Annotated in this window: 15 protein-coding genes and 2 pseudogenes; 9 read left to right on the top strand and 8 right to left on the bottom strand. The window is 70.9% G+C overall.

Annotated elements, in window-relative coordinates; all coding sequences use genetic code 11:
* Positions 1-445: 445 nt before the first annotated feature.
* The 3 genes from ACZ60X_RS40405 to ACZ60X_RS40415 form a co-directional block, all read right to left on the bottom strand.
* Positions 446-1,213: a hypothetical protein gene (locus ACZ60X_RS40405; protein ID WP_469610113.1), complete on the bottom strand. Its 768-nt coding sequence runs from the start codon at positions 1,211-1,213 to the stop codon at positions 446-448.
* 363 nt (positions 1,214-1,576) lie between these two features.
* Positions 1,577-2,893, bottom strand: a complete 1,317-nt coding sequence (locus ACZ60X_RS40410; protein WP_469610116.1) for a HAMP domain-containing sensor histidine kinase — start codon at positions 2,891-2,893, stop codon at positions 1,577-1,579.
* 645 nt (positions 2,894-3,538) lie between these two features.
* Entirely contained in the window at positions 3,539-3,715 is a 177-nt protein-coding gene (locus ACZ60X_RS40415; protein ID WP_469610119.1) for a hypothetical protein, read from the bottom strand.
* A 348-nt stretch (positions 3,716-4,063) separates the two neighbouring features.
* Between ACZ60X_RS40415 and ACZ60X_RS40420 the strand changes: the two genes are divergently transcribed.
* From ACZ60X_RS40420 to ACZ60X_RS40445, 6 genes and pseudogenes are all read left to right on the top strand, one after another.
* Complete coding sequence (locus tag ACZ60X_RS40420; protein ID WP_469610121.1) at positions 4,064-4,714, top strand: hypothetical protein; 651 nt, start codon at positions 4,064-4,066, stop codon at positions 4,712-4,714.
* Between the two features lie 5 nt (positions 4,715-4,719).
* On the top strand, positions 4,720-5,442 hold the full coding sequence (locus tag ACZ60X_RS40425) for an ABC transporter ATP-binding protein (RefSeq protein WP_469610123.1): 723 nt from the start codon (positions 4,720-4,722) through the stop codon (positions 5,440-5,442).
* On the top strand, positions 5,429-6,091 hold the full coding sequence (locus ACZ60X_RS40430) for an ABC transporter ATP-binding protein (RefSeq protein WP_469610126.1): 663 nt from the start codon (positions 5,429-5,431) through the stop codon (positions 6,089-6,091). Before ACZ60X_RS40425 ends, ACZ60X_RS40430 begins: the two co-directional genes overlap by 14 nt.
* Positions 6,088-8,739, top strand: coding sequence for an FtsX-like permease family protein (locus tag ACZ60X_RS40435; RefSeq protein WP_469610129.1), 2,652 nt, complete (start codon positions 6,088-6,090; stop codon positions 8,737-8,739). The genes ACZ60X_RS40430 and ACZ60X_RS40435 overlap by 4 nt, the downstream gene beginning before the upstream one ends.
* Positions 8,740-8,795: 56 nt before the next feature.
* Positions 8,796-9,521, top strand: coding sequence for a response regulator transcription factor (locus ACZ60X_RS40440; RefSeq protein WP_469610131.1), 726 nt, complete (start codon positions 8,796-8,798; stop codon positions 9,519-9,521).
* A 403-nt stretch (positions 9,522-9,924) separates the two neighbouring features.
* Positions 9,925-10,398 (top strand): annotated as a pseudogene (locus ACZ60X_RS40445) (FG-GAP repeat domain-containing protein); the annotation flags it as partial.
* Positions 10,399-10,545: 147 nt separating this feature from the next.
* Here the strand turns inward: ACZ60X_RS40445 and ACZ60X_RS40450 are convergent.
* Positions 10,546-11,337, bottom strand: coding sequence for an HNH endonuclease family protein (locus ACZ60X_RS40450; RefSeq protein ID WP_469610133.1), 792 nt, complete (start codon positions 11,335-11,337; stop codon positions 10,546-10,548).
* A gap of 762 nt (positions 11,338-12,099) precedes the next feature.
* On the opposite strand from ACZ60X_RS40450, the gene ACZ60X_RS40455 reads away from it, so the two are divergent.
* Positions 12,100-12,270, top strand: a complete 171-nt coding sequence (locus ACZ60X_RS40455) for a DUF5670 family protein (protein ID WP_011113206.1) — start codon at positions 12,100-12,102, stop codon at positions 12,268-12,270.
* Positions 12,271-12,771: 501 nt separating this feature from the next.
* Here the strand turns inward: ACZ60X_RS40455 and ACZ60X_RS40460 are convergent.
* Positions 12,772-13,191, bottom strand: a complete 420-nt coding sequence (locus ACZ60X_RS40460) for a hypothetical protein (protein WP_469610138.1) — start codon at positions 13,189-13,191, stop codon at positions 12,772-12,774.
* Between the two features lie 199 nt (positions 13,192-13,390).
* Complete coding sequence (locus ACZ60X_RS40465) at positions 13,391-14,803, bottom strand: Vps62-related protein (RefSeq protein WP_469610140.1); 1,413 nt, start codon at positions 14,801-14,803, stop codon at positions 13,391-13,393.
* Positions 14,804-15,503: 700 nt separating this feature from the next.
* Between ACZ60X_RS40465 and ACZ60X_RS40470 the strand changes: the two genes are divergently transcribed.
* Together ACZ60X_RS40470 and ACZ60X_RS40475 are read left to right on the top strand one after the other, a co-directional pair.
* Positions 15,504-16,475 (top strand): helix-turn-helix domain-containing protein, encoded by a 972-nt coding sequence (locus ACZ60X_RS40470; protein ID WP_469610142.1) that lies wholly within the window; start codon positions 15,504-15,506, stop codon positions 16,473-16,475.
* 15 nt (positions 16,476-16,490) lie between these two features.
* On the top strand, positions 16,491-16,964 hold the full coding sequence (locus ACZ60X_RS40475) for a hypothetical protein (protein WP_469610144.1): 474 nt from the start codon (positions 16,491-16,493) through the stop codon (positions 16,962-16,964).
* A 401-nt stretch (positions 16,965-17,365) separates the two neighbouring features.
* Here the strand turns inward: ACZ60X_RS40475 and ACZ60X_RS40480 are convergent, their stop codons facing one another.
* Both ACZ60X_RS40480 and ACZ60X_RS40485 read right to left on the bottom strand, forming a co-directional pair.
* Complete coding sequence (locus tag ACZ60X_RS40480; protein WP_469610146.1) at positions 17,366-17,737, bottom strand: MerR family transcriptional regulator; 372 nt, start codon at positions 17,735-17,737, stop codon at positions 17,366-17,368.
* Between the two features lie 26 nt (positions 17,738-17,763).
* Positions 17,764-17,940, bottom strand: a pseudogene (locus ACZ60X_RS40485) (SDR family oxidoreductase); the annotation flags it as partial.
* Positions 17,941-18,049: the final 109 nt, after the last annotated feature.

Raw genomic sequence — 18,049 nt, forward strand, 5'->3', positions numbered from 1 at the left:
GGGTGGCTGCGGACGCGCTGGGGGGTGGCGGAGCGCACGGTATGGCGATGGCTGGCCGCGGCGGAAAGCGATGAGGCCGCGGCCGCCAGCCCTGGCGCCCCGCCCCGGGCCGGCGCGACGTCCACGATCACGCCCGAAGTCCGTGGACTGCTGGCACTGTGGAAGGGGAACGTGCGGGCGGTCCATCGCGAGCTGGTCCTGCGTGCCGCTCGGCAGTCTCCGCCTGCAGACGCACCGTCGCTGACCACGTTGCACCGCGGGCGACATGCGGCAGACACGGCGCAAGTGTCCAAGTGGCTGGCGCACAGTGACTCGGCACGGTAGACGTAGAGCGCGAGCCCGATGGCTGACATGAACGCCGGCCACGGTTCGACGGTTCGCGAAGGCGAGCAGGTCGCGGGCGGCGCGCTGGGTCTTGCCTTGTCCTCGGCTCACGGGGGCACCCCTACCCGACGGGCGCGGCCGACGGCGTCGGTGAGGGCGACTTGGCGTGCCGGCCGTTACCGGTGTGCAGGTACTCGTCGCGGGAGAACGCCATCGCCCGCTGCCCGGGGTCCCACACCCAGGTGGTGCGGTACTCGTATCCGGAGATGTTGGCCGGTGAGCGCTCGATCAGCGACCGGCCGGCCAGCTCCACGCTGATGATCGCGTTGTTGTCGGACAAGACCTGCACCAGCTTGTGCTTTTCGACGGTGTAGACCCGTACGGCCATCTGGTTGGTCGGGTACAGCCGGAAGCCGAGCGTCATGTCGTCCCGGCCGTCGCCGGTGAGGTCCCGGTAGTACGGCGTCAGCAGCGGGCACAGCGCCCGGTCGCCGGCGGGCCGGCAGTCCTTCAGCCGGTCCACGGTCGCGTGATACGGCCCCTTGGAGCCGTAGTCGTCCGGATGCGCCTTGATCTCGGCCTGCACCACGTCCAGCGGGTCCACCTTGCGGATGTCGTCGCCGGGCACCGTGATCCCCTTGACGACCGCCCTGATGGCCGGGGAGTAGCGGTAGGCGGGACTGGATGCCGGGCGCAGTTCGGGCCAGAGCCTGGCCGGGCTGACGGCGGGCGCGGTCGCCCCCGCGCCCCGCAGACCGCCGGCGTCCCCGCAGGCCACGACTGTCGCCGACAGCAGGGCGACGGCGGCCACGGCGAGGGCGGTGCTCACGGGACGGCGGGCTGGCACGGTACTCCTGGGGCATCGGGTCGGTGGGGGCCCGTACGCCATACACGTTTTGCATGGACGTCCTCTTTGTACCTCTCATTGCGCCGATCAGAGTGGTGCCGCAAGCCGTTCCGCAGGAAGCGTTCCGGAAAGCCCGTACGGAGCCGACTCCCGGCACGGCCAGCCGGCATCATGTGATCCCCGCGCGCAACAGGGCACCGCCGTCCCTGGACAACGAGGCGGACGGCGGTGATCCAGAGCCCCTTCGACTCACGCCTCAAGGGCAGCCGACCGGCTCCCCAGCCACGCCAAAATGCCGGGGAGCTGCCAGGCCCGGGACGACCGTGGGGATCAGCGCACCGCTCACCCCGCCCCGGTAACGGACCGCCGTCCCCCCGCAGTGCGAGGTTGCGGCGGGGCACCTCACTACGGCTCCCCGGCTTCCGTACCGCCCCTCTGCACCGGGACGAGCAGGGTGAAGGTGGCCGGTGCGCTGCTGGTCAACGACAGCCGCCCGCCGAGCGAGGCGGCCAGGTCGCGGGCCAGGGCAAGGCCGATGCCGGTGCCTTGGCCGCTGCCGGTGTGCCCGCGCTCGAACAGCCTCGCGGTGTCACCGCGTACCTCGCCCTCGTCGGCGAGGTCAAAGGCCAGGGCGTCGTCGAGGTCGCGCACCGTGAGGCGTACCGTGCCGTGTCCGTGGGTGCGGGCGTTGTCCAGCAGAACGTCGAGGATCTCGGTCACGGGGCCGCCGGGGACTGCGACGTCTCCCGGACCGTCGCCGCAGACGTACTCCAGGCGTCTGCCGTCGCCGGCGAAGACACCGTGCCAGCGTTCCTCCGACGCCCTCAGCAGGTCTTCCACGGACAGGTCGGCGGGAGCCGGCCGGAGCAGGCTCCGGGAGCGCGACAGACGCAGCACCTCTTCCACGGTGTCGTGGAGTCGGCGGGTGGTCGCCAGCGCCTCCTCGACAATGGGGCGCAGCCGGGCGTCATCGCGCTGCTCCAGGCCCGCCTCCAGGGTGAGCTGCAGCCCGGTCAAGGGTGTGCGCAGCTGGTGGGAGGCGTTGGAGGTGAAGTCCCTCTCGTGACGCAGAAGCTCGGAGAGACTGTGCAGCATCTCATTGTGCGTGCGGGCGACCTGATCGATCTCGGGGACCCTGCTGGGGGCCGCGCGGGCGTTCAGGTCGCCTTCGGCGACGGCGCGGCAGTGACACGAGAGATCCTCCAGCGGTGCGGCCAGCACCCGGGCCTGACGGCGGGCCACGAGGACGGCGACGGCCACCGCGACGACGGTCACGCCCGACAGCGCCGCCCAAGCGGCCAGCACCCGGTCCCCTACCGCGTCGGCGGGCGAGGACACCCGGACCACGCCGATCACCCGCTCGGCGTGGGAGACCGGTACAGCGGCGACCAGATCGCCGCCCGAGCGTCCGCGAATCACCTGCCCTGCGAGGGCGCGACCGACCAGAGCGTCCCCCGTCCCGGGGCCGTTGCCCGCCCGCAGCCGCTGCTGCGGGTCGTACAGGCCGATGTGCCCCCCGGCCGGCGCGTGGGGGAGTTCCACCGGATCACCTGCCACGTAGTCCGGGCTCACCCGTACCGCGGCGGCCAGGGCCGCGCGTTCCAGGGTGTCGCGCTGTCCGGCGTACAGGGAGGACCTGACGGCCAGCCCCAGGGGAACGGCGAGCAGCACCACGGCGACCAACGCGGTGATCAGGGCGACTCGCACCACGCGCTGTCTCATGCCCTTCATGATGCGACCTGCCCCGCCCCTCCTGAGACATGTCCCTCGCGTTACGGTGGCCGATGACGGCTCTCAGCCCTCTCTCGGCGGGCTCTGCCAGGCCGGCTGCGGTCCGAACGCTCCCGAGAGGCCCCTGACCCCTGATGCCGCCGCTCCAGGACACTCGGCCCACCGGGTAGCACACCATCTGCGACGTCCCGGGCAGCCTCGCGACCGTGCTGTTTTCCGAAGGCCGCAGGTCGCCGTACCACGGATCGGCACCGGCTACCGGGGCCGTCCCTCGTACCTGCACGCTCCCGCGATACCTGCGGCAGCGGCCTCGGCCTGGTCATCGCCTGCGCAGCGAGTGCGCAGTGGCTCGGTGTAGGCCGGGGAGAGAGGACGGCCGAGTGCGGCACCGCGGCCCAGAGGGCGACCAGGACCGCGCCCGTTAGCCGATGGCCGAGGGCGTAGGTGCCGTACGCACATGGCGATCTGCCCCTCAGACCCCGGATCTTCTGCTGCTGAACGGGGTTGAGGGGGGCTTTGGAGGGGAGGGACCCGCCCTTGTGGGGGATCGCACTGCTGCAGCCGGCGAGCGCGGCGCCGGTGATCAGCAGGCGGGCGATCGGCGTGGGATGCATCAGCTCAGCAGCTCCCTGATGGTCACCGCGCGCACACCGCGTCGGTCGCCATCGGCGTCTTGCTGTGCGTGGCGCCCAGCGTCGGCATCGGCGCGCTGCCGACCGCGAAGGCTCCGCCGATCCGGCCGATACCAGCGCGGCTGACCGGGCGGGCTGCGGCGAGCGCACGGACACAGCGGCTGCGGACAGTGGCACGCATGGATGGGCTCCCGTTGGTCGACGAATTTCCCCCTGTGGCGCATACGCCCCACAAGGCCCGTCGTGCCCCTCCAGGTTTGCCCAGGATCGTCCGCCTGGCGACTCGGAAATGGTCGGGAAGCGGCGCAGAGGGGGGCGAGGAGGACGCGGGCGACCAGGACGGTGGTCAGGGCCACCCGCACCACACGCTGTCTCGTGCCCTCATCATGCGGGCCGCCCACCATCCGGGACGGGATGAGGCACCGGCTTTTGCCGTCGTCTAACCCTCGGCGAGGGCGGCGTTAACCCGCCGCTTCCTAACGTGAGTGCCATGACCGTCCGGCCGGGAACCTTCTGGAGGGCAGTGGTGATGGCAGCATACGCAAGGACGTCCGCGGCCGCCGGACTGGTACTCGTCGCGGCGGTGACCGCGGGCTGTTCCGGCTCCGGCTCGCACTCCGGTTCCGGTTCGACGACGTCGAGGCCGCCGGCTTCCTCGCCGAGCGGCGCAAACCCGCAGAACAACGCGGCACCCACCGAGTCGAACCCGCCCGGTGACATCCCGGACAATCAGGCGTACGTCGCCTACCAGCCGACCGGCGGGTCCTTCACCGGCTTCACCGTGAAGGTGCCCGAGGGCTGGGCCCGCAGCGAGAAGGGTGGCGTCACCATGTTCACGGACAAGTTGAACACCGTGAGGATCACGGCGATCTCCGCGTCCACCGCACCCACGGTCTCCTCGGTCACCAACACGGTCGTACCGCAGCTGCGCGCCGAGGTCCCGAAGTTCGCCGCGCCAAAGGTGTCGGAGGTGTCCCGGCACGCCGGCCGCGTCGTCCTGCTGACCTATCAGGGTGACTCGGCGAAGGACCCTGTCACCGGCAAGGTCGTGCGCGACGCGTTCGAGCGGTACGCCTTCTACAAGGCGGGCCACGAGGTCGACCTGACCCTGTCCGGCCCGGTCAACGCCGACAACGTCGACCCGTGGCGCACCATCAGCGACTCCTTCGCCTGGCGGTGAGCACCATGCCGTCAGAGCCTGTGCTGGCCGCCCGTGAGCTGTACCGCTTCTACCGGGCCGGCGAGGAGGAGACGCTCGCCCTGCGCGGGGTGTCCCTGCGGGTCGGGCGGGGCGAGACGGTGGCGGTCGTGGGACCGTCGGGATCCGGCAAGTCCACCCTGCTGGCCTGTCTGGCCGGGCTCGACGAGCCCTCCGGCGGCGAGGTCCGCGTGGACGGGGTACGCATCAGCCACCGGCCCGAGACCGAGCGGGCACGGCTGCGCGCCCGGCACATCGGCGTGCTGCTGCAGACCCGCAATCTCCTGCCCCATTTGAGCGTGCGGGACAACGTCCGCCTGCCGCAGCGCGCCGCGGCCCGCAAACCCGTCACCTCGGCCAGGGAGCTGCTGGCCCAGGTGGGACTCGGCGAACGGGCGCATGCGCTGCCCCGGCAGCTGTCCGGTGGCGAGCTGGCCCGGGCGGGGCTGGCCGTGGCGCTGGCCAATGCGCCCGCTGTCCTGCTGGCCGACGAACCGACCGGCGAACTCGACGGAGAGACCGAGCGGGTGGTCCTCGCCATGCTGCGGGAGCGGGCCGCACAGGGGTGCGCGGTGCTGATCGTGACGCACAGTGCGGAAGTCGTCCGGAGCGCGGACCGGGTGATCGCGCTCGAGGACGGCAGGGCCACCGGCACATCTGCTCCGGCGGGCTATCCCGTGTCGCAGGAGGCGCCTGATGTCACAGGATGAGGTGCTTGTGGCCTGCGCCGACGCGGCTCTCACCTTCGGCAGGGGCACACAGGCGGTCGTGGCCGTACATGGTGCCAACCTGGAGATCGGGTCCGGCGATCGGCTCGCCGTCGTCGGCCCCTCCGGGTCGGGCAAGAGTTCGCTGCTGCACCTGCTTGCCGGGCTCGAACAGCCCACCAGGGGCACGGTGCGGCGGGCCGCCTCCCTGGGGCCGTACGACATCGGCCTGGTCTTCCAGGGCGACAGCCTGATCCCGGCCCTGAACGTGGTGGAGAACGCGGCCCTGCCGCTGGTCCTCGCTGGCCGGCCGGAGCAAGAGACCCGGCAGGCGGCTCTCGCGGCGCTCGCCCTGGTGGACGCTGCCGACCTGGCGGACCGGCTGCCCGAGGAGATCTCCGGCGGACAGGCCCAGCGCGCGGCAGCCGCCCGGGTCCTGGCCCAAGGCCCACGGCTGATTCTCGCCGACGAGCCCACCGGGCGCCTCGACCACGCCAGCGGCACCCGCGTCCTGGACGCGCTGCTGGCGGCGGCCGACCGTACGGGCGCGGCCCTCGTGGTCACCACCCACGACCCGGCCGTCGCTGCCCGGCTCACCGTCCAGCGCAGCATGCGCGACGGCCGCCTGCTCGAACCTGAGGAGACGTCATGATCACCGCCTGGGCGCGCGGGCTGACCCAGCACCGGGCAGGACGGCTGCTGGCCGCACTGACCGGGATCGCCCTCGCGGTCGCTCTCATCGCCGCCCTCGGCTCCTTCCTCACCGCGTCTAAAGCGACCATGACCCAGCGCGCCGTGCGCTCGGTCGCCGTGGACTGGCAGGTCCAAGTCCAGCCTGGCGCCGATACGAACACGGTGCGGTCACTCATCCGCAAGACGCCCGGGACCCGCGCCGCCCTGCCGGTCGGCTTCGCCCACACCTCCGGCTTCACCGCCCAGGTCCAGGGCAGCACCCAGACCACCGGTCCCGGTATGGCCCTCGGCCTGCCCGACGGCTACCGCAGCCAATTCCCCGGCGAGATCCGCACCCTCTCCGGCTCCTCCGACGGAGTCCTGCTGGCCCAGCAGACCGCCTCCAACCTGCACGCCGCCCCCGGCGACACGATCAGCGTTCGCCTCCCCGGCGCCGGCATACGCCAGGTGAAGATCGACGGCGTAATCGACCTGCCCCAGGCCGACTCACTCTTCCAGACCGTCGGCGCCCCCGCCCAGTCCCAGCCGACCGCGCCCCCGGACAACGTCGTCCTGCTGCCCGCCGCGCAGTTCGCCTCCCTCACCCGGGGCGCCACCGGCGTCACCACCCAGATCCACGTCGCCCGCGACGACAGCCGGCTGCCCTCCGACCCGGCCGCCGCGTTCACCACCATCACCCGAGCCGCCCACAACCTCGAAGCCCGCTCATCCGGTGCCGCGCTCGTCGGCAACAACGTCGGCGCCGCCCTCGACTCCGCCCGCCAGGACGCCCTTTACGCCCAGATCCTCTTCCTCTTCCTCGGCGTCCCCGGCGCGGTCTTGGCCGCCGCCCTGACCGCAGCGGTCGCCTCCGCCGGCGGTGAACGGCGCCGCCAGGAGCAGGGCCTGCTGCGGCTGCGCGGCCTGCGCCCCCGCCAGATCACCGCCCTCGCCGGGCTGGAAGCGGCCCTGATCGCCGTCGCCGGCGGCCTGGCCGGCGTCGGCATCGCCGCGCTGACCGGCCGCCTCGCCTTCGGCGCCACCTCCTTCGGAGCGGGCGCGGGTACCTGGGCCCTCTGGTACGCCCTCGCCTTCGTCCTCGGCGCCGCCGTGGCCGCAGGAGCCGTCCTCGTCCCGGCCCTGCGTGACCTGCGTACGGTGACCGTCGCGGAAACCCGCAAGGAGTCCGGCCCTCGCAGCACGAGGAACCCGTGGTGGATGCGGTACGGCCTGGACTTCGCCCTCCTGATCGGCTCCTGGCTGGTCTTCCGCGCCTCCTCCGGCAACCAGTACGCCCTCGTCCTGGCCCCCGAGGGTGTCCCCAGCATCTCGGTGTCGTACTGGGCCTTCCTCGGCCCGGCCCTGCTGTGGATCGGCGCCGCCCTGCTGCTGTGGCGCCTCACCCTTCTCGCCCTCACCCACGGCCGCCCCGTCCTGGCCCGCCTGGCCCGCCCCCTGACCGCCTCACTCGCCGGGACCACGGCCGCCGTTCTCTCCCGACGCCGACGTCCACTCGCCCGCTCGGTGGTCCTCCTCGCCCTCGCCGTGTCCTTCGCCATCTCGACCGCCGTGTTCAACTCCACCTACAAGCAGCAGGCCGAGGTCGACGCCCGGCTGACCAACGGCGCTGACGTCACCGTCACCCGACCCCCCGGCGCACCCATCCCGCCCAGCGCCGCCAGCACCCTGAAGATCGGCGGCGTGCGGCACGTCGAGCCGCTCCAGCACCGCTTCGCCTACGTCGGCTCCGACCTGCAGGACCTCTACGGCGTCCGCCCGGGCACCATCACGCAGGCCACCTCCCTGCAGGACGCCTACTTCTCGGGCGGCACCGCAGCCCAGCTGATGCACCAGCTCGCCCAGCGACCCGACGACCTGCTGGTCAGCGCCGAGACAGTCAACGACTTCCAGCTCTCCCCCGGCGACACCGTCAACCTGCGCATCCAGGACGCCCGCACCAAGACGCTGCACACCGTCCCGTTCCACTACGCGGGCATCGTCAAGGAGTTCCCCACCGCGCCCAAGGACAGCTTCTTCGTCGCCAACGCCTCCTACATCGCCAAGACCACCGGCAGCGACGCGGTCGGCGCCTTCCTCCTGGACACCGGCGGCACCCACCAGAAGCAGATCGCCGCACAGCTGCGCCACCAGCTCGGCACCAGCGCCACCGTCACCGACCTCACCCAGGCCCGGGGCACCGTCGGCACCAGCCTGACCTCCGTCGACCTGGCCGGACTGACCCGCATCGAACTCGCCTTCGCCGTCCTGCTGGCCGCCGGAGCCGGCGGCCTCGTCCTCGCCCTCGGTCTGGCCGAACGCCGCCGCACCTTCGCCATCGCCACCGTCCTCGGCGCCAAGAACCATCAGCTGCGCGGCATGGTCCTCACCGAAGCCCTCCTGCTGATCACCGGCGGGCTGGCCGGGGGCGCACTCATCGGCTGGGCCCTGTCCGAAATGCTGGTCAAGGTACTGACCGGCGTCTTCGACCCACCACCCGCGAGCCTCGCCGTCCCCGGCTCCTACCTGGCCCTCACCGCAGTCGCCGCGCTGGCAGCCGTACTGGCCGCAGCCCTGAACGGAATCCGGCGCGCCAAACGCCCCGCGGTGGAGGAGCTGCGAGACCTGTGACCGCCCCACGGCCGCCGACCGCGCCGGCCACGACGCCTGCTCCTAGTCTGTCGGGCATGCGCCCACCCGCCGTGCCGGACCACGACCGCCCACGCGTCCTCGTCGTCGAGGACGACGACACCATCGGCCGCCACCTGGAAACCGGCCTGCGCAGCAACGGCTACACATCCCACTGGACCCGCACCGGCGAGGGCGCCCTGGCCGAGACCGCCCGCACGCCCTACGACGCCCTGCTCCTGGACCTCGGGCTGCCCGACACGGACGGCATCGACATCGCCCGGCTCCTGCGCGCTCGCCTCCCCGACCTGCTGATCATCATCCTCACCGCACGCACCGACGACATCGACGTCATCGCCGGCCTGGACGCCGGAGCCGACGACTACCTCGTCAAACCCTTCAGCCTGACCGTCCTGCTCGCCCGCCTCCGCGCCCACCTGCGCCGCCGCACCCCCATCACGCCCGCGATCCCACTCCGGCTCGGCGACCTCGTCGTCGACACCGCAGCCCGCCGCTGCACCCTGCACGGCATGGACATCCTCCTGCGCCCGAAGGAGTTCGAACTGCTCGCCCTCCTCGGCCGTCATACAGGACAAGCCGTCTCCCGTGAGACCTTGATGGCCGAGGTCTGGGACGAGAACTGGTTCGGATCCACCAAAACCCTCGACGTCACCATGGCCGGCCTGCGCCGCCGCCTCACCGAAGCCACCGAAACGGCCTCCCGCCCGGCTCGTCTGCCCCGTATCACCACGCTCAGGGGACACGGCTACCGACTGGAGTGCTGACACACCCAGCCCCACGACAGGCCGCGCTCACTCGCCGAGCGGCCCACTCGACCTTGTCCCGCCGCATATGCCCGACCTGCCGCTACCAAGGCGGACGGACCACGGGTTCAGAAGCCGTCTTGTCCAGGTGCTCCGTCCCGGAATTGGCGTTTGAACCTGCAGGGTCGGGTCGCTCGGCGCCGACCGGGCCGCACGGGAGGCATACGCACGGGCCGTCGTCTCGTGGAGCCGAACGAGTTCCGGCGCCTCGTCACCGGCACCCTCGTCCGCAACTCCACTGCACGCGAACGACACGTGTGGTGGGTACACCACATCGTTGCTCAACCGAACTCGAACGAATCCACGCTCGACCTCATCGACAGTGCACAATCAGCCACATGAGCGGCCCGTCGCACCCCCCGTCGGATGGACCACGGCCGAGGAGCACCCGCGGTTCCTGCTCGCGACCACCGCCGGCGGAGCCGTGGACATCGTCGGGTTCGGCCCCCAGGGTGTCGTCGTCGCACGCGGCCGCGGCGACGGCACCTTCGAGCCCGCGAAACTCGTCCTGAACGATTTCGGCCTCCCCCAGGGCTGGACGGGCACCAAGCACCTGCGGCTCCTGGGCGACGTCACCGGCGACGGCACCCCCGACATCATCGGCTTCGGCGACGAAGGCGTCTGGGTGGCGCACAACCGCGGCGACGGACTGTTCGACCAGGCCCAACTGGTGTGCCGAGGATTCGGATACAACGACGACGCCGGCGCCTGGCGCGTCGACCGCCACCCCTGCTTCCTCACCGACATCACCGGCGACGGACACGCCGACATCGTCGGCTTCGGCGGCCCCGGCGTATACGTGGCCCGCAACCTCTACCGCCGCTTCAGGACCCGATGACCACCCAGGGCCCAACCTTCCCGTCACGGGGACTCGCCGCTGGCCAGACGGAGCCGGCTATCCCCTCCGGGCCGCCGTCCGCTCTGTCCGGGCAATGCGGGAGCAGCTCCGGCCTGCCCACAGGCCGGAGCTGCCGATGGCGTCAGGTCAGGTGGCCGTGGCGCCCTGGCCCCGCCGGATACGCCCGAGGACGTCCCGGTGGTAGGCCGGCAGACCTCCCTCGGGGATGGGTGCGGGGCTGCCGGTGAGGGTGTACCACTCGTCAGCACCGGTGTACTGGACGGCGACATGCGCGCCACGCCCGTCGTCGGCGAGGGTGGTACGGACGGTGAGGTCGCCGGTGATGACGCCGGCCTCGTCGGTCATCGCCCCGCCCGGGCCGGCGGTGACGGTGCTGGTGTAGGAATCGGTGTCCGGACTCGTGTTCATGCGGGGCAGGTGTCCAGCATCTCGTTCAGCTTGTCCTTCTCCGGCTCGGTGATGTTGAGGGCGTAGACGTACTTCACGTGGGTCCAGGCACGCGCGTAGGTGCACCAGTAGGAGCGCAAGCGGCGGCGCCCACTGGTCGGGGGACTGGTCGCCCTTCTGCCGGTTCGAACTCGCGGACACGGCGATCAGCTGCGGGTTGGTGAGGTCGTGGGCGAACTGGCGGCGCTTGGCGGTGGTCCACTCATCGGCGCCGGAGCGCCAGCCGTTGGCGAGGGGGACGACGTGGTCGATGTCGACCTCGGTGGACGGCCTGGTGGAGACCTTGCCGTCGTAGGCGCTGTACCAGACCCCGGAGACGGCGCGGCACTGGTCGTCCTGGACGACGTCCTGACCGTCGCGGGCGAGGACGACCTCGCGGGTGTCGCAGGTGCCGTATTGGGCGATCCAGTGCGGGAACTTCGAGCGCGAGTAGCCGGTCATCGGATGCGGAGCGGCGACGGGTGAGTTCACCGAGTTCCTTGCGGACGACCTCGGCCGGCGGCGGCTCGGGAAGATCTCGGCGCACGCTCGGAGCACCGGCCACGTGGGTGGCGGGCACTGCGGCCGCAGCCGGGGGAGCGGAGCTGACGGGGGCGAGCAGCGCGGCGACCGCCGCGGTGACCAGGGCAAGCTTCGCGTGGAACGGATGCATGCGCTCATCTCTCTCGATCGGCAATGAAGCTGATCAAGACAGGTAGCGGCTCTAACGCGTGGGCGCCGGCGTGCCGTCAGCGGCATCACTCGGATGGCGGGTGGAGGTTCACCGGAGAAACGAACCACCAACGGCCCGCCACTGCTTGCGGCGACTGCTCGCCCGCAGGCAGCGATGGCGTCACCCACTTCCGCGAACGCGATTGATTCACAGCAACGCGCCGCCTCATGCGTCGCCCACGGTCGTGCCTGTGTTGGCGCCTTTCGAGATCCTCGCTGCCGGCGGCGCACTGTGCGGCCTGAGCTCGGCCTCCTTCGATGGCCGCCGTGCGGCTGTTTCCTCGGTCGCCGGTCTGGGGTGCCGGCTGCACGCGCGACCCCGTAACGGTCCCACCAAACCCAAGGCCATGACACAGCTTTGAGTAATAAATGCTGCGTGTCTGCGGTGCGTGAGGTGCGAGAAAGCGGGAACCGTCCACGGCGTGCGGCGCGCATATGCCCCTCACTCCTTGGAAGTAACTCATATTTTGTGTGCTTGTAGGGCCGAAGTAAGGGCATCCGGTGGCCAGGAGGTTGATAACGATGGTTCCCCTGCTTCTGGTTCTTCTGCTGGCCCTGATCCTCTTCGGCGCGGGCTTCGCCCTGAAGGCGCTGTGGTGGATCGCAGTGATCGTGCTCGTCGTGTGGTTGCTCGGCTTCGTCGTCCGGACCGCGGACAGCGGAGGTCGCAAGGGCCGCTGGTACCGCTGGTAGACGAAAGTCACCCGGGCGCGGAGCGCGCCAGCACGAGAAATGAGTGGGCCCGGCCGACACGGCCGGGCCCACTGGCGCTTGCGACGGCCAGGAGGGATCGGGCTTATCGGACGCACCGCAGGGTACGTGAGTCATGCACCGGCCCCGCAGACTCAGCAGTGGAACCCTGCTCCTCCTGTCTGTGCGGCCGGTGCGCATCCATGTGCTTGCGTGGGACTGTCAGGGTGCCTCGCCCGGGCGCCGCACGCCGCTAAAACCCGGAGGTCCGAGGGTTGCGCCTACTGTTGCGCGCCCCGGATAACCGTCTCCGTGTCCGTGCCGGTCACCACGCGGGTTCTTCGTGGTCGGCCCGCTGACATCTTCGTTGCGGCCGCTTTCGCCCAAGGTTCCTTGGCTGGTGTGAAGGAGGAAGGGACGGGCGAGATGGGCAATGCGGCCGGGGACCAGGGTGCGCGCTCAGCCGTTTGCCGTCGGCGAGGCCGACGCGCCCCCGTGCCGCCGTCAGCGCGGCGGCGACGCCAGGCGGGGGACGTCGGCGGGGGAGAGGTCGGGGCGGGCACGGTGCAGGCGTGCGGGGTGGCGCCACCGGCCGGAGGCATCGCGGGCGACGTCGACGCCGACTTCCACCACCAACTCCGGTTCCACCAGTGTGGCGTCCAGGGCCTGCCGGCTGCCCCACCCGGCGGAGAACGACCAGTCCGTCCATGGATGACCGCGCCGCGCCGGGGCGAGTAGCCCGGCGACCGTGCTGCTCGCTGTCCGGGCGACAGTGGTGGTGCGGCCGACGTACTGAAGGCGGCGGCAGACGTCGAACCTGCCGAGCAGCAGGGTGCGCGGAGAGGCGAGTGTGCCGGTGACCGCGCCGACGATGGCCTCGGTGGTCTCGCGCACCCACTGGTAAAGGGTCGGTATCCGAGGCATGCACAATTTGCTGTTCCTTGCCTGGGGAGCTTCACGAGCGCGGTTCCTGCACTCGTGAAGCTCTCTGCGGGCATGAGATCGGACGGATGCTCGTGCCCGTGACCGGCCTGCTCGCCCCGGCGACGCCGGGCGGTAGTGTCTTCGGGATTCCTGCCTGGGCCGCTACGCGGCTGCCGGGCAGGAATGCCGATCCGTCGGGCTATGGCTGTTCGGGTGCTTCCAGCAGCGCGGCTTGCAGCTTCTTCACCGGGTCCTCTCCGTCGTATCCGGGGATGCGGCCGCCGTTCTCCCAGTCGATGTCGGGCAGCTGCCGGAACTCCGGCTCCGGGGCAGGGACGGCCTCGACCGGCTCGGCGGCGGGACGGTCGGGGTAGGTGGCGGTGGCGTAGCTCTTGGAGTCGAACTGGACAGGCTCGGCAACCGGGGATCCGCCCTCAGCCGGCTCGGCGCGGTACAAGGCCAGCTGGTTGGTCTTGATCCAGATGACGCCCGATGACCTCGCCGGTACCGCGATCCGGGGCTTGTCGGTGTCCAAGCGGAGTTCGGCGACCGAGGTACGTCGCTCGAAGCCGACCTCCCGGGTGATGCTGGTGTCGATCCCCGCCGACAGGCCCTTGAAGGAGATGCCGGCCGAGGCGGAGATCACGATGGTGGTCTTCTCGAAGAAGAACTCGGACTGCGCCTCGCTGATGCCGACGGTCACGTCCGTGCCCTCCGGCGGCGCGTCGGAGCTGTTGTGCTGGTTGTCCTTGTGGAAGGCCACGTTGTAGCCGACGCGCCGGTGCAGCCGGTAGAACGGGCTGTTCAACACTTTCCATTCGAAGCTGCGGGCCTCGTCCTTGACGCCCGTGAACGGCACGCGCACCACCCGGTGGTCGACCGGGGCGACAGGGGCCGGCTCCGCGTGGGACGTCAAGGGCGGCGGTGACGGCTGCGGGTTCTTCACCGCGCCGTCCGGCAGGCTCAGGACCCACGAGGAGTCCGTGGGCGCCGGAGCGTCGTTGTAGTTGGTGACCGTGGTAACCGTGTTGGGCGCGAGGAGCAGCCTCTCGAAGTTGTCGGCCTCGTTCGGCGGGACGTCGACCCGCCACACTGCCACGTCGCCGGCGTTGCCTCCGGTGCCACGGTCGATCCAGACCCGCTCGCGCAGCTCTCCGCGGCGCACATAGGTGTGGCCGTTGACGGCCCCCTGCTTCACGCACCAGATCGCGTTGAGGGGAGGCATGATGTTCCAGTCCTCGTGCCACACGTCGCCCAGGGCCACGTACCCGCGCGGCGGTTCCGGCCGCCATACCGCCCCGTGGCGCTCCGCCCCGGTGTTGCGGTCGAACCACAGCCGCGTGTAGCCGACCGGACTGGCCACGACGTCCGACTGGGCGGAGACTGGCGCGATGATGATCCGGGGCTCCTTCCCGTACTTCCCGAACTCCACGTCCCTCATCGCGTCCATCCAACTCCTGTAGTGGCGCGCGTAGGACCCCAGCGGCCGGAAGCTGGGATGGCCCATGTCGGTGGGCAGCCACACGTTCATGTCCCCGTGCTGCCTGTCCCCCACGCGCAGCGAGGAATAGAAGAAGCTGTTCCTGGCGGAGTCGCTGATGGTGTAGGCCACCAAGAGCTCTCCGAAATGCTCGTACCATCCCATGAGGTGCGTCCCTTCAGTCGGTCGGGCCCCGCAGACAGCAGTGACAACCAGTAGTAGTTTGATGACTTACTGTTGTCGATGGGTGGTCCCACGCAAGAGGCGGGAACCGGCCGCGATCCCCACGCGCCCCGGCAGGTGGGGAGCCACGCTGCGCGTCATGATCGGTCGCCTCGCGCTCGCGGTCGATGTGTCGTGGTCGTCCCCGACGAGTTGGGGACGACCGGCCGAACGCTCCCCGCTGCGGGGGCGGTTGGGCTGACACCCAGTCAACGATCAACGTGCGCTATGGGACCATCACCCATGCGGCATGCGCATACGGATATGCGCCCAGCGGGTACGGGCAGGCGCCGGACGCCGCATGGACTCGTAGCGTGGGGGGCACGTCGTGGACTTCCAGACAGGCCCGATCCGGGACGCCTCCCGGGCCGGGGACTACGGACGTGTCATCGAATTGGTCCGCAAAGGGGCGGCAGATGACGCAGGCAGCGCTGGGGCAGGCCCTGGACATGTCGCAGTCCGCCGTCTCTCGTCTGGAGAAGCGCGGCCCATCCTCATACAGCACGGACGTCCTGACTGCGGCGGCTGCGCACCTTCAGATTCCGCCGGCGTTGGTGGGGCTGGCAGACGGGCGCCCGGCGCAGGTCCCCAGGGGAGAGACGACGATTCCATGCACCGACGCACCGTCCTTGGCGGCGCGGTCGCCGCGATGGCCCCCATCCTGGCCGCCGTGCCAGACACGCACGATACGACCGGCGGACAGGCCGCCGCGCTACGGCTGACCACGAGCGCCTACCGCAGGCTCGATGGCACTACCCCATCCAGGGACCTCGCCGACGCGGTGGACGGCCATATCCGGCTCATCCAGACCATCACCCGCACGGCGACCGGCGACGCCGACCGGCCGCGGCTGGCCGCCGTGGGCAGCGAGGCCGCTTCCTTCGCGGGCTGGCTCGCCTGGGACAAGGGCGACCACGGATCGGCCCGCTCCTGGTACGGCGGGGCTGTCAAAGCCGCGAGAGCGGCGGGGAATGCGCTTCTGACTGCGTACCAGACCGGCACACTCGCCCAGTTCGAGGCACACGCCGGCAACGGTGTGCAGGCCCTGAACCTCGCCCGCCGCGCCCGGCGGGTGCTCGGTGACCAGCGCCCGGTCGTAGCCGACGCATGGCTGTCCAGCGTCGAAGCCTTCGGCCACGCGGCAGCCGGGGACCGGCGAAGCGCCGACCAAGCCCTGACGGCGGCCCGCACAGCAGCGGAGACGCTGAGGGCCGACCAGGAACCGCCACCGTGGCCATGGGTGTTCTCCTTCACCCCGGACAAGGTGGCCGCCTGCCGTGTGACCTGCGGCGCACGCCTCCAACTGCCGGAGTGGGTGCTTGGTGAGGACGTCGAGGCCCTGACCACCGGCCACTCGAAACAGCGTGCCCTGCTGGTCCTCGACATCGCCGCCGGGCAACTTGCCGGCGGACGGGTAGAGGCCGCGTTCGCCCTCGCCTCCCGTGCGCTCGACACCGGCCTGCAGTTCCGTTCCGGCCGAATCGTGGAACGCGCCCGCGCCGTGCGCCGTAGCCTCACCACCACCTCACCGCCCAAAGTGGTGCGGGACTTCGACGAGCGCCTGCACGGCGTCTACCTGTAGGAGGGTGACCACGGCATGAGGGTCGGGATCAGCGGACACCGCGGACTGAGCACGCAGGTCGAGGAACAAGTGCGGGCTCTCCTGGTCGACCAGGTCAGCCAGTACGACCCGGGCGAACTGATCGGCATCTCGTGCATCGCCGACGGACCCGACTCCTGGTTCGCCGAAACCGTCCTGCAGCACGGAGGCCGCCTTGAGGTCGTCGTCCCTGCCGCCGAATACCGCCAGAGCCTGCCCGACTGGCACCATCCCGTCTACGACCGGCTCATCTCCCGCGCCGTCGACGTCCACCACACCGGCATGACCGAATCGACCTCCGAAGCCCATCAGGCCGGATCCGAAATCCTCGTCGGCCTGGTCAACGAGCTGATCGCCGTATGGGATGGGAAACCGGCGTGGGCATACGGAGGCACAGCGGACGTGGTGGCGTACGCCGAGCGGACGGGCGTCCCGGTTCGTGTTCTGTGGCCCGAGGGCGCCAGCCGATGACGGAGGCGCCAGCGGTCTGTCACGCGGCGAGTGCGGGGCGTTGAGCTGCGCCCCGCTCCCCGAGCGGGGGTGTCACAAAATCCTGCTGCCGGCGTTCCCTCCAGTGTGACGACGCGAGCCGTGAGCCGGGCGTCTAGCAAAAACGGACGTTTTAGCTTGGCGTTGACCCGGACGCGAAGCCCGCGACGGACCGGGGTGTCACGGAATCCGGTCGCCGACGTTCATCTCACTGTGGCAACACGAACTCTGCCCCGACCTGCATACGGGGGGCCTGACACTGGCGACCTCGCGTAATCGAGAGTCGCGTATTCCTTGGCCGGTGAGGGCGCGTGGTCACCGTGAGTGGCCGTGGAAGGCGTAGTGACTCCAGGTTCCTCCGGCTTCTGCGACGAGGCGGGCGTTCAGGCCACTGGGCGGATCCGGCCACCGGTTGCCTGTCGCAACGCGGCTTCCAGCCGGTCGCGGGCCTCGGTCTGGGCAGCGATCCGTTCGTTGAGGACCGCCAGCCGTTCCAACGCGACCCGCAGGCCCTTGTCCGAGGGCGATGCGGCGGCCACATCGCCGTCTAGGCACGGCAGGAACACCCGCACGTCGTCCAGGGTGAGGCCGGCGGCCAGCAGGTAGCGGATATTGCGGACCCGCACCACCGCCCGCTCGTCGTAGATGCGGTAGCCGTTGGGGGCCCGCTGCGAGGAGATCAGTCCGGCCTGCTCGTAGTGCCGCAGCGCACGGGCGGTTGTCCCGGTCGCCCTGGCCAGTTCACCGATCCGCACCCATCCCACCTCCCGGGCCACTCCTATCACGCCACGACTGCCCCGCCGTCGACTGGGAGTACCACTCCGGTGACAAACGACGCGGCCGGTGCGGCAAGCCGGGTGACTGCCCAGGCCACCTCCTCGGGGCGGCCGATCCGGGCCAGTGGGGTGGCCAGCTGCCACTCCCGCACCGCTGCCATCCGCGCCGGCGTCAGGCCCTGGCGCGCCCGGCGCGACCTCGACCACGGCTCCGGTCGGGCGTGTCCGAAGTGACACGTACTCAGGTTGAATCGGCGATGTCCGGGCGGCCGTGACGCGTGGTGATCCCTG

Source organism: Streptomyces sp. NPDC104106 (assembly GCF_055584345.1).

What these genes read in the sequence shown, in the direction of transcription:
- ACZ60X_RS40405 (WP_469610113.1), bottom strand. Translation starts at nt 1,213, where the DNA reads ATGGCGTACGGGCCCCCACCGACCCGATGCCCCAGGAGTACCGTGCCA.
- ACZ60X_RS40410 (WP_469610116.1), bottom strand. Translation starts at nt 2,893, where the DNA reads ATGAGACAGCGCGTGGTGCGAGTCGCCCTGATCACCGCGTTGGTCGCC.
- ACZ60X_RS40415 (WP_469610119.1), bottom strand. Translation starts at nt 3,715, where the DNA reads ATGCGTGCCACTGTCCGCAGCCGCTGTGTCCGTGCGCTCGCCGCAGCC.
- ACZ60X_RS40420 (WP_469610121.1), top strand. Translation starts at nt 4,064, where the DNA reads ATGGCAGCATACGCAAGGACGTCCGCGGCCGCCGGACTGGTACTCGTC.
- ACZ60X_RS40425 (WP_469610123.1), top strand. Translation starts at nt 4,720, where the DNA reads ATGCCGTCAGAGCCTGTGCTGGCCGCCCGTGAGCTGTACCGCTTCTAC.
- ACZ60X_RS40430 (WP_469610126.1), top strand. Translation starts at nt 5,429, where the DNA reads ATGTCACAGGATGAGGTGCTTGTGGCCTGCGCCGACGCGGCTCTCACC.
- ACZ60X_RS40435 (WP_469610129.1), top strand. Translation starts at nt 6,088, where the DNA reads ATGATCACCGCCTGGGCGCGCGGGCTGACCCAGCACCGGGCAGGACGG.
- ACZ60X_RS40440 (WP_469610131.1), top strand. Translation starts at nt 8,796, where the DNA reads ATGCGCCCACCCGCCGTGCCGGACCACGACCGCCCACGCGTCCTCGTC.
- ACZ60X_RS40455 (WP_011113206.1), top strand. Translation starts at nt 12,100, where the DNA reads ATGGTTCCCCTGCTTCTGGTTCTTCTGCTGGCCCTGATCCTCTTCGGC.
- ACZ60X_RS40460 (WP_469610138.1), bottom strand. Translation starts at nt 13,191, where the DNA reads ATGCCTCGGATACCGACCCTTTACCAGTGGGTGCGCGAGACCACCGAG.
- ACZ60X_RS40470 (WP_469610142.1), top strand. Translation starts at nt 15,504, where the DNA reads ATGCACCGACGCACCGTCCTTGGCGGCGCGGTCGCCGCGATGGCCCCC.
- ACZ60X_RS40475 (WP_469610144.1), top strand. Translation starts at nt 16,491, where the DNA reads ATGAGGGTCGGGATCAGCGGACACCGCGGACTGAGCACGCAGGTCGAG.